Source organism: Paraburkholderia guartelaensis, assembly GCF_004353905.1.
GTDB lineage: Bacteria > Pseudomonadota > Gammaproteobacteria > Burkholderiales > Burkholderiaceae > Paraburkholderia > Paraburkholderia guartelaensis.
Genome location: NZ_SMOD01000064.1, coordinates 19,670 through 30,829, shown reverse-complemented (window position 1 = coordinate 30,829; position 11,160 = coordinate 19,670). Strand labels below are relative to the sequence as shown.

The window sequence follows — 11,160 nt, the reverse complement described above, 5'->3', positions numbered from 1 at the left end:
TCGATGGACGGCAAAGGCGCCTGGCGCGACAACGTGTTTGTCGAGCGCGTGTGGCGCAGCATCAAGTACGAAGAGATTTATTTGAGAGCCTACGAGTCGGTCAGCCACGCCCGGCGCTCCATTGGCCAATACATTGAGCTGTACAACCGCAAACGTCCTCATTCGAGTCTGGCGGATCAGACGCCCGATGAGGCATACTTCGCGACGCTGCCAGCGATCAAATCGGCAGCATGATCGCCCCGGACGTTCCACTTAAAAATCGCGGGACCCTGTCCGAACAAGCGGCACCACCTCTGTTTCGCGCTTCCTCGTGGCGCTCGGAATCTAGAACCCTTGGCTCGGCCACGTGCCGCGGCATCCATGAGCTGGGCTCACGGCTCCATGAGAACATACCATTGTTGCTCATAATTTCGCGCTGCTACTCTACTCGCAATACGAAATCACGGCGTCGGTCTGCGCCGCTCTATTGCGAGTAGAAGCTACCATGAAGATTCATTCGGAGTTGCCGGGCAGCGGCGCGTCAGCAGGGAAGACCCTGTCGATTTTCGACGAGATCATCGACCGGAAGAAGTCGAACTCACTGAAATGGGCGTTCGGCGAGAAGCTCCTTGCCGCTGATGAGTACGCGGCGAACCCGCTGCCAATGTGGGTGGCCGATATGGATTTCAGGACCCCTCAAGCAGTTGTCGACGCACTTCATGAAGCCGTTGAGTTCGGTGTGTTCGGCTACTCCTGTGGAGCGACTGGGAGCTACATCAATGCCGTTACCAACTGGCAGGCAAGACGCTTCGGCTGGGAAGTCCCCGAGGAGTGGGTGCTGCAGTCTAGCGGCATCATTACGGCGCTCAAGAATGCCATACAGGCATTCTCGTCACCGGGTGACACGGTGCTGATTCAGCCGCCGGTGTACGCTCACTTCCATGATGACGTCCTGCTGAATGGGCGGCATCTCGCGTATGCGCCACTCGAGCGCGCGGGGACTGCCTACCGTTTCAACGAGACCGCGTTCGAAGCCGCGATCAAGGACAATACGCGGCTTTTCATCCTGAGCAACCCGCATAACCCGACAGGCAATGTATGGTCCGAAGGTGAGTTGCGAGCGATGGGGGAAATTTGTCAGCGGCATGGCGTGCTCGTCATTTCCGATGAGATTCACCAGGATCTCGTCATCAACCCACTAAAGAAACATATTCCGTTCGCTTCTCTTGGCGAACCGTTCGCCGACAACAGCATCACTTGCACGGCACCTAGCAAGACTTTCAACTTGCCAGGCCTGCAAAGCGCAAACCTGTTCGTTCCCAACCGGCGTCGGCGTGAAGCGCTGCGTCGCCAGTTTGACAGGAACATGTACCAGTCGGTCAATACGCTCGGAATGGTTGCGGCGGAAGCGGCCTATTCCCATGGCGAAGCATGGCTGGAGGAGCTGCTGGCCTACCTTCGCGAAAACCACGCCCACTATCGCAACGCGGTGCATAGCATCACTTCGAAGATCGAAGTTCTCCCGGCCGACTCGCTCTACCTTGCCTGGATGGACTGCCGCGGACTGGGCATGGACGCTGACGTATTGAACAAATTCATGCTGACCGAAGCCCGCCTTTGGTTCGACAAGGGGCAGAAGTTCGGCATCGAAGGGCATGGGTATATGCGCGCAAACCTCGGTTGCCCGCGCACTATCATTGACGAGGCAATCCGCCGTTTGACCAACGCATTGAGCGGGCTCTGAACCTTCAGCGGTAGAGGGAAGGCCAAAACCATCATAGACCGGCGAATTGGCTTGGTCTCCGTCCTCGATATGATCAGTAATACGAATTGATAGACAACAAAGAGGCGCGCGGAAGAACGATGATCTGCGCGTGCTGGCGACACGCCGACCGGCTTACCCACTTCTAACAATAAAAACATAAGCTCACTTATATTGGAGGCGACATGAGCAACGAAAGCAGGATCCAGACGTACGAGCAGGAAGACTTAAAGAGAGATCTAAAAAATCGGCATATTCAGATGATTGCCATTGGAGGCGCAATCGGGACCGGGTTGTTCTACGGGTCGTCCTGGGCAATCAGGACGGCAGGTCCGGCAATTCTTATTGTGTACCTCCTCGCCGCCATCGCGATTTATTTCGTTATGCGGGCACTCGGCGAGATGGCAGTGGAGGAGCCGGTGTCCGGTTCGTACGTCTCCTATTCGAACCGCTACATCCATCGGTTTGCGGGGTTTCTCAACGGCTGGAATGCCTTCATTTTTCTGCTCGCAACGAGCGCGGCGGATTTGAACGCGCTTGGGAATTACGTGCACTTCTGGTTCCCGGCGATACCCATCTGGGTGACCGCGGGCGCTGCGGTATCGCTCATGTTTCTGGTCAATATCATCGGCGTGAAAATATATGGCGAGGCCGAATTCTGGTTCGCGCTGGTCAAGGTGGTAGCCATCGTGGCGATGATTGCTTTCGGCGTTGGCATGGTCGCCTTCGGCATCGGAAATCATGGAGTCCCCATCGGCTACCATAACCTCGTGGATCACGGTGGATTCTTTCCGAAAGGGGCAGGGGGGACGTTTCTGGCTATCGTGATGGTCGCCTTTGCGTTCGGTGGGGTCGAGAATCTGGGCCTTGCGGCGGGGGAGGCAAAAGACGTCAAAACGACGATGCCAAAGGCCGTCAACGCAACGTTCTGGCGTCTGCTGATTTTCTACGTGGGGGCCATCGCTGTTCTACTGATGGTCTTTCCGTGGACCTCGTTGACCACCAAGGGGAGTCCGTTTGTCGAGGTGTTCACGAAAATCGGGATTCCGGCGGCGGCAAGTATCATGAACCTGGTCGTCATCATGGCGGTGCTCTCTGCAGTCAATGCGAGCGTCTTTACCAACAGCCGGACTTTCTACAACCTTTCTCTGCAAAAGAATGCACCAGCGTTTCTGGGTGTCACCAATAGTCGCAAGGTTCCGCATCGAGCCATTTTGATGGTCTTCGCAACGATGTTCGCAGGCGTCCTGCTGAATTACATCATGCCGGAGCAAGCCTTCGAACTGTTCTCCTCGGTGACCGTGTTTGCGCTCGTCTGTGCGTGGGGCTCAATCGTGATTAGCCATATGGGGTTCCGAAAGAGCAAGATGCGCAAAGGGGAGGACAGCCAGCTTACGTACAAGATGCCTTTCTATCCCTACAGCAATTACATCGCGCTGATTTTCCTCGCTGCCGTATTGGTTGGAATCGCAATCCTGCCGGACATGCGAATTTCGTTGGTCGTGTCGGCAGTATGGGTGTTCGTGGTCTTTATCGCCTACAGGTTCTATGTGAGGAACGATGCGACGCGTGCCAGCGTCGTGGTCGAAGCCAGCGAACCGAAGGATATGCTTGCTTGATGAGGTAAGTGCGGTTTGCCACAGAATGCTGTGGCGAACCGCACTTTTTTATTTCACGGGAATTCCCGCCTAAGGCGAAGCCCGACCTGCCAGTTCGTCATTGCGGCCTCGCATGTAGACCTGCGGGCTGCTACCCATCTCGAGGCGAAAGGCGTACACGAACGCGGATGTCGAACCATATCCGAGTTCCATCGCCGTTCGTGTCACGCCCATACCGCCGCTCAGCAGCTCGATCGCTCTGAACAAACGCATCCGCCGCCGCCACGAGCGCAGGCTCATGCCGGTCTCTGCAGCAAAGTGCCGAGCAAGCGTGCGCGCCGACATCCCCAAAACTTGCCCCCATTCTTCGGGGCCACGCTCGTCTGCCGGGTCGGTGTAAAGCGCTTCGCAAAGTACCGTCAACGCGCCATCGCGTGGCCACGGCAGCGCTGTGGGGAGCGGGCGAGCGCGTCGAAGCTGGTCAAGAATGAGATGAGTGATGCGGCTGGCGTATCCATCATCGTCTGCCTGCCCCTCTATCTCGGTCGCTTCCACGATGAGGGCTTTCAGCAGCGGCGAAACTGCGAAGACGCGTGGGCCACCTGCCGACAGGGCTCCCCCGGTGTCATCCGCAATCCACAGGCTGCGGAATTCGGCGCCAAGCAGCGACCCGACGCGATGGCGCAGACCGGTCGGCAACCATACCGCCTGCTCCGGCGAAATGACGAGCGAACCCGCCTCCGATATCACCGTTAGCGCCCCGGATATCGCGTAGACCATCTGGTGCCATTGGTGCGAATGCTCGGGGAAAAAATGGCGTGCAGGGATGGACTGGGCGCGCACTTTCAGCGGCGCCGGGGGAGTGACACCAGCAGGGGCTTCGATTGTTTCCCAGGGCATATCAGAACTTCCGGTTGACAGATATTCTATACATTTTGGCGATTCATCGAGATACCGACACGGGAAAAATTGGTCTAATTGTGTTCCCTGTACCGAAGCACCGAGCCGGCGGCCGCATCAGGCTGCCTGCGTTCGGAAGCTCGCGATTGTCACTGGAGTCCCCCGTTCTATGTCTCGCCTCGACCGCTACAGCCTGCCGCTCTCGACGACCTCCGATCTTGCCGCCGAGCGCTATCAGGCCGGTATCGACCTTCTTCTATCGCTGTGGCCCGGCGCCGCTCAGACGCTCGATGAGGCGATTGCCGCCGACCCGGATTTCGCACTCGCCTATGCTGCACGGGCGCGTTTGCATGCCATTCGCGCGGAAGTGACCGAGGCACGGGCAAAGATTGCGAAGGCGATGGACCTCGTGGCTCGCAACGGGACGGAGCGCGAGCGCAGCCACGTACAAGTCCTGTCTTTCGCAATCAACGGGCAGGCACCGAAGGCGCTTGCCGGGGCATTGGCACACACGGACCGGTGGCCGCGCGACATTGTCATCCTGTCGCTGCCTCTGGGTGCATTTGGTCTCTTTGCATTCTCGGGGATGGCCAATCACAACCAGGCGCGGGTCGACCTCTGCGAGCATCACGCACGACACTTCGATGCCGACGACTGGTGGTTTCTCAACTATCGGGGTTGGGCACACGGCGAGAACGGCAACGTTCAGTTGGGTCGCTCCCTGACGCAACGCTCGCTCGAAGTGCGCCGGCACAACGTGAACGCCGCGCATGCGGTCGCCCACGTGTTGTATGAAGCCGGTGCGAACGACGAAGCGGAAGTCGTAATTGCCAACTGGCTGCCCGAATACGACAAGAGCGGCATTTTGCATAGCCACATTGCGTGGCATGCCGCGCTCATCGCGTTGGAGCGCGGAGATAGCGGCCGCGCGCTCGAGATCTATAGCGAGCATTTTGCACCGTCAGTATCGTTAGGTGTTCCTATTAATGTCGTCAGCGACACATCGTCGTTCCTTTGGCGCATGCAGGCGTACGGCCACACGGTTCCTGCGGGCATGTGGGACGCCGCCGCGGCGTACGCCTCAGGGTATTTCAAACAGGCAGGATTCCCCTTTGCGGATTTCCACATGGCGTTGGTCGCTGCCGCGACGGGAGACAAGGTGACGCTTGATCAGCGCGTCGATGCGCTGATCGCGCTTGTCGAGGCTGGAAACCTTCCCGCCGGGTCTGTCGTTCCGGAGATTTGCCGCGCTGCGCTCGCATTCGCCGAGGAAGACTACGGGCGTTGCGCGGCAATCCTTGAACCCGTTGCGGGAGACGTTGTCCGCATCGGCGGAAGCGGTGCTCAGCGCGAGATCGTGGAAGACACGCTGCTAGTCTCGCTGATGCGCAGCGGCGAGGCCGCAAAAGCACGCGCGCTCCTCGACAAGCGATTGCATCGCCGGCCGTCCCCGCGAGATACGCTTTGGCTCAATCGGATCTGCACCGCGTAAGTGGCGGGTCAACAGATGCCGATCGTGAGCAGTCGGCATCTGAAGTCCGGGGCGAAAAGGCAACATTGGAAGCGCAATGAGTTCGAACGTATCAGCGAAGACAACGGGGCCAAGAAGACGCCTTGTGGATGGTGCAGGCCCGGTTGCGGCGATCTCCATCGCACAACTCTTCGGAACCGCACTCTGGTTCAGCGCCAACAGCACCGCCGCCGACCTCATGCGAATCTGGCACGCCAGTGCTGCCGATATCGGTTGGCTGACGAATGCTGTGCAAGGCGGATTCATACTCGGCACGCTCTTCATCTCGTTGAGCGGGGCGGCAGACCGCTTTCGTGCGAGCAGGATTTTCGTTTGCAGCGCAATAGCGGGCGCGATATTCAACTTCGGCTTTGCATGGTTTTCAACCGGCCTCGTCAGCGGAGCCATCTTCCGGTTTGGCGTAGGCGTCTGCCTGGCCGGTATATACCCGATGGGGATGAAGCTGATTGTGGGGTGGGCGCCGGACCGCACGGGGCAGGCGCTAGCGCAACTGGTTGCGATGCTCACGCTCGGCACGGCGCTGCCTCATGCCATGCGTGTGATGGGAACTGGCTTTCCGTGGCAACTCATCATTTCCGCCTCGTCAATATTGGCGCTTGGCGGGGCAGGGATTATCGGTGTGCTGGGAGACGGTCCGCACGCTGCCGTCAGGCCTCGCCACGCGAGCACCAAGGATGCAGGCGGAACACATCAGCCTACCGTTCTTGAGGCATTTCGGATTCGACGGTTTCGAGCCGCAACGCTCGGATACTTCGGTCACATGTGGGAACTGTATGCGTTTTGGACTGCGGTGCCGCTGCTGGTTGCCAGGACGTCGCTAAGTGTGCATTTTCCGGGCTTCGGCATTTCCGGCATGTCGTTCATCGTTATCGGCATTGGCGCGTTGGGCTCGCTGATTGGCGGAGTCCTGTCGCGACACATTGGCAGCGCGCGGGTAGCCGTCGGGGCGCTCGGAATATCGGGGCTATGCGGGCTTACCTTCGCCCTTGGTTGGCGCTACATGTCTCCAGAGGTCATCGTTGTGGTGCTCCTGGTGTGGGGCGCGTCCGTTGTTGCTGATTCGCCGCAGTTTTCAGCGCTCGCTGCGAGAGCCTGCCCGCCAGTTCTTGTGGGAAGCGCGCTCGCAATACAGAACTCGATCGGCTTTGCAATTACGGTGGTATCCATTGCTGCGACGACGACCCTGTTAGAGCACGTCGGGCTCGATGCGACCTGGCTTCTGGTGCCGGGGCCGATACTTGGTTTGGCTGCATTTGCGCTGACATCGCGAAGCACCAGTTTGTCGCAGTAAGCGAAATGATGCACTAAGCGCGCCGTTGCCCGGCACGGACCGGACGCGTTTGGAGAATGGAGACAGGCGATGTTGGACCTCCAATACCTATCAATCGTCATGGAAGTGGAGCGTCTTGGCAGCGTGACTGCCGCCGCGGAGCGGTTGAACGTCACGCAATCGGCGCTCTCTCACATGGTCCGCAAGTTCGAAGAGCGGCATGGCGTCAAGTTGTGGACGAAGAACGGCCGGGGCCTTCGCTTTACCCATGCGGGCGAATATCTGCTTGCCCTCGCGGAGCGCGTGCTACCCCAGATGGAGCACGCGGAGCGCACGCTCGTCGATTTTGCCGAGGGTAGGCAGGGCGCGCTGCGCGTAGGCATGGAATGCCACCCGTGCCAGAAGTGGTTGGCGAGACTGACTCCCCACTATCTCGCGACCTGGCCCGATGTCGATTACGACGTGCGCACAGCATTTCGATTCGACGGTGTTGCGGCGCTCCTTGGTTTCGAAATCGACCTGTTGATTACGCCCGACCCTGTAGACGTGCCGGACATCATCTTTTCTCCGGTCATTGACTACGAGCTGGTGCTGGTGCTGCCGGAAGCACACCCGCTGGCTACACGCGAATATGCCTTGCCAAAGGACCTGCTTGATGAGGAACTCATCACCGTTCCCGTAAGCAAGGAGCGGCTCGACGTATATACGCGGTTTCTCGTGCCAGCGCATTGCAAGCCGAAGTTTCACCGGACGGCGGAACAAACCGATTTGATGCTGCAGCTTGTTGCCGCCGGGCGCGGCATTGCGGTACTCCCCGATTGGCTTGTCGAAGAGGAAGGCGATGGCCTTCCCATACGCACGGTGCGACTCGGAGAGGGCGGCATCACCAAGAGCATCAACCTTGGGGTCCGCCGAGGCGAAGAAGATGTCGCGTATATCGCCGGCTTCCTCGCATTGGCACAAGAAATGGGCGTCAAGGTCGGACGAAACATCCACGCCTGACGCGGCGCTTCAACATGACATCGTGAGCACCATCCGGAATTTGACGTCGCCAGACCGCATCCGTTGGTAGGCCTCGTTCGCCCTTTCGAGCGGCATGACTTCTATCATCGGACGAACCCCCGTCAGCACGCTGAAATCGAGTGCTTTCTCGTTTTCATAAGGCGAGCCGGTCAGTGAGCCCATCACGCTGCGCTCGCCGCCTACGAACGAGGCCGTCGATACCGGAAACGGGTCTTTGCCTGCGCCCAGCAATACCAGACGGCCTTGGGGTGCCAGGCCACCAGTCAATTTCGAAACGGTATCGGCGTGGCTGACCGTGGTTATGATGGCGCGCGCACCGCCCATGGACATGAGTCTTGCCGCGGCATCTTCCTCGTTGTTGTCGATGTAGATTTGCGCACCCAATGTTTTGGCATCCTCTGCAATCTCGGCGCCGCGCCCGACTGCGACGACCCTGAATCCCATGCGGCGGGCGTACTGCAATGCCATGTGTCCAAGGCCCCCGACGCCGAGGATGGCGACGGTATCGCCGGCCTCCGCGCCACACTTCTTGAGCGCATTGAAGGTGGCAATGCCGGCACAAAGTATCGGCGCGGCTTCCTCCGAACCAAGCTCGTCTGGTATGGATACCAGGCCGGTATTACGTGCCAGCATCATCTCGGCATAACCGCCATCGCAGGTTGCGCCCAAAACCGGCTGGTTCAGGCAGAGCTGGAAATTGCCCTGGCGGCACTGCGGGCACTCGTTGCAGTGACCACCAAGCCGACCCACTCCGACCCGCTGGCCTGGTTTCCAGATTGAAGGCGTGTTTGCACCCATCGCGACGATGCGGCCCACGACTTCATGTCCCGGTACTCGCGGATACGGCGAAGTCGCGCTCGCGTTCTCGATGTCGCGTGCGTCCGCACCGCAGACACCGCATGCCTCGACGGCGATCAACACCTGGCCATCGCCCGGAACAGGGGTCTTCCTTTCGACCAGTTCCAATACTCCCGGCCGCGTGATTTGAACCGCACGATAGACAGCTTTCATGAAGGCTTCTCCAAGTCCGTTGGTTTTCCGGTGAGCAGACAGAAGGGGCGCGTGAGCGAGGCGGTCTAACCCGAATCCGCCTTCGCTACGTGAAAGTTCGGCGATAGCGCGCAGCCAGGGCTTCGACGCCGAAGCACGCTGCCTCGATGGCACCTGCGACGTAGCCAGGGAATTGCCGGGACCATTCGCTCGCGATGCCGGTCACACATTCTTGCCAGGGGCCTGAAGGTGCATTGACCGGCGCTACACCGAGATGCGGCGATGAGCCATCGAAGTCGTCGCCTGTGGCGGTGTAAGGGTCGCGCGCCCAGTCCTTGATCAGTTCCGCCTCGGGCGTTGCTGCGAGCGGCCCGAAGAGCCGCGTCAGCTGTGCGCGGCAATGTGCGCGCAAGGCGGCCTCCGGCACGTTCCTGCGGACGTTGGCGGGCACGGCGAAGAATCCAAAGAGCGCGGCGCTCCCTTCATCCATGGACGCATCATGTATCTCGCCAAGCGGCCCACGGGCGCTTCGAGCTTCGCCTGAAAGCCCCATTTCACGCCAGAACGGGGCCGTGTAAGTCGCAACATACTTTGCATGAGGCGCCATCCACGTGGGCGTTGCGCCCCATTGCTGCGCTACCGCGGGAGGCAGGGGCGGCTCGAACCTGACGGTGGCTTCGGCCAGACGCGGGGGCAACGCGAGCAGCACATGGTCAACGCAGGTTGTTCTGGCAAGGCCTGCAGAGTCCTCGCTGTGAACCTCTATATCGTGCGCGCCAAGCCGGAGACCACGCACTGCCTCGCCAGTGAAGATTGAATTCCTGGCCAGTTCGGCTGCGAGTGCGTCCGTCAATGCCGCCATGCCGCCAACAAGACGCATCGAGACCGGCTCATTCGTGTAGCCACGCACACGCACCGGAGCTTCGTCGTGCGAACGCTCGACCAGCATGTCTCCGATCTGGTGCTGCTCGAAGCGGACGAGACCAAGGTCGCGGATCACGCTATCGAGTTGAGGCTGAATATCAGGCCAGAACCAGGTCGGACCGAGGTCGAAGCGGTCCAGTCCGTTAATGCTTCCATTCGCGGCAGTCTCCTGACCGGAAACGGACAGGATGCGGCCTCCGGGCGTCTCGCGCGCCTCGAAGAGGACGTAGTCACCGATGCCTTGCTGTTGCAGGAGGAACGCCGCGTAGAGGCCGCTCAGGCCGCCTCCGACGATGGCGATACGAGGGGTTCGCATGGCTACGCCCTAAAATCAACGTGGAAAGTGAACGTTTGTGTCACATCCGCGAGTAGCCCATCGCAGTCATGTTATGAAGGGCACAATGAAGAGTGTTCTCGCTCTCACGTCATTCTTCACGTTTTCCCGTTCTCCGACAAAGCAGATAAAGTTTCAGGGAGAAGAAGAAAAACTTTGCGGCGACCTGGCCGACGACTCCTTCGCTCGAGAGGGCGCGGCGGGGGGATTCACCCCGGGCGGGCGCCCAATATCGAATCGACTTTCGGGCGCAACGAGCGCATAGGCCGATGGGCCACCTGCCCGGAGAATGATGCCCGCGCCGAAGGTGTCGAAGACGCCGTCTTTAAGCAGGTCACGGCGAATGTGAACAGCCACGACTTCTCCCAACACGAGCCAGCTGGTAACAGGCGAGCCTCGATGATCGCGAAGCTGGATCACATCGGTGAGCTTGCATTCGAAGTTGACACCACTCTCCGCCACGCGTGGAACGGCCACTTGCCGGGACGGAGCTGGAGTCAGCCCGGCCAGTTCGAACTCGTCGATTTCGTAGGGCGCCATTGCACACGTCGCATTCATTTTTTCGGCGAGATCGCGAGTGGTGAGGTTCCAGACAAACTCCCCCGTCTCTTGTACGTTGCGTAGACTGTCCTTCGCGTTGATGCTGGAAAAACCGATGATCGGCGGATGGTAGTTAAAGGCGTTGAAAAAGCTGTATGGCGCGAGATTGATCGTGCCGTCGCCCCCTCGCGTGGAAATCCAGCCGATGGGCCTTGGACCGATAATCGCATTCAATGGATCATGCGGCAATCCGTGGCCGTGGGGCGGTTCGTAGTAGTGGTAGCCAGCGTCAGTCATAAGGGGTTGTGG

10 protein-coding genes are annotated in these 11,160 nt (G+C 59.6%); 6 read left to right on the top strand and 4 right to left on the bottom strand.

Annotated features, from left to right (window positions below):
- The 3 genes from E1N52_RS40095 to E1N52_RS40085 form a co-directional block, all read left to right on the top strand.
- On the top strand, nt 1-234 hold a 234-nt coding region (locus E1N52_RS40095; RefSeq protein ID WP_133190276.1), incomplete at its 5' end, for an integrase core domain-containing protein.
- A gap of 250 nt (nt 235-484) precedes the next feature.
- Nucleotides 485-1,723, top strand: a complete 1,239-nt coding sequence (locus tag E1N52_RS40090; RefSeq protein ID WP_133190328.1) for a MalY/PatB family protein — start codon at nt 485-487, stop codon at nt 1,721-1,723.
- Between the two features lie 203 nt (nt 1,724-1,926).
- Nucleotides 1,927-3,360: an amino acid permease gene (locus tag E1N52_RS40085; protein WP_133190326.1), complete on the top strand. Its 1,434-nt coding sequence runs from the start codon at nt 1,927-1,929 to the stop codon at nt 3,358-3,360.
- Nucleotides 3,361-3,429: 69 nt separating this feature from the next.
- Here E1N52_RS40085 and E1N52_RS40080 read toward each other — a convergent pair whose 3' ends face one another.
- Nucleotides 3,430-4,239, bottom strand: a complete 810-nt coding sequence (locus E1N52_RS40080; protein ID WP_133190324.1) for an AraC family transcriptional regulator — start codon at nt 4,237-4,239, stop codon at nt 3,430-3,432.
- Between the two features lie 169 nt (nt 4,240-4,408).
- On the opposite strand from E1N52_RS40080, the gene E1N52_RS40075 reads away from it, so the two are divergent.
- The 3 genes from E1N52_RS40075 to E1N52_RS40065 all read left to right on the top strand — a co-directional run bounded on the left by E1N52_RS40075 (nt 4,409) and on the right by E1N52_RS40065 (nt 8,042).
- Entirely contained in the window at nt 4,409-5,731 is a 1,323-nt protein-coding gene (locus E1N52_RS40075; RefSeq protein ID WP_133190322.1) for a tetratricopeptide repeat protein, read from the top strand.
- A gap of 76 nt (nt 5,732-5,807) precedes the next feature.
- Nucleotides 5,808-7,061 carry an MFS transporter gene (locus E1N52_RS40070; protein ID WP_133190320.1) on the top strand — a complete coding sequence of 418 codons (1,254 nt, stop codon included), beginning with the start codon at nt 5,808-5,810 and terminating at the stop codon, nt 7,059-7,061.
- Nucleotides 7,062-7,130: 69 nt separating this feature from the next.
- Entirely contained in the window at nt 7,131-8,042 is a 912-nt protein-coding gene (locus E1N52_RS40065) for a LysR family transcriptional regulator (protein ID WP_133190318.1), read from the top strand.
- 9 nt (nt 8,043-8,051) lie between these two features.
- Here E1N52_RS40065 and E1N52_RS40060 read toward each other — a convergent pair whose 3' ends face one another.
- The 3 genes from E1N52_RS40060 to E1N52_RS40050 all read right to left on the bottom strand — a co-directional run bounded on the left by E1N52_RS40060 (nt 8,052) and on the right by E1N52_RS40050 (nt 11,148).
- Nucleotides 8,052-9,074: an alcohol dehydrogenase gene (locus E1N52_RS40060; protein ID WP_133190316.1), complete on the bottom strand. Its 1,023-nt coding sequence runs from the start codon at nt 9,072-9,074 to the stop codon at nt 8,052-8,054.
- An 85-nt stretch (nt 9,075-9,159) separates the two neighbouring features.
- Entirely contained in the window at nt 9,160-10,293 is a 1,134-nt protein-coding gene (locus E1N52_RS40055) for a flavin monoamine oxidase family protein (RefSeq protein ID WP_133190314.1), read from the bottom strand.
- Nucleotides 10,294-10,446: 153 nt separating this feature from the next.
- On the bottom strand, nt 10,447-11,148 hold the full coding sequence (locus E1N52_RS40050; RefSeq protein WP_133190312.1) for a flavin reductase family protein: 702 nt from the start codon (nt 11,146-11,148) through the stop codon (nt 10,447-10,449).
- Nucleotides 11,149-11,160 lie beyond the last annotated feature (12 nt).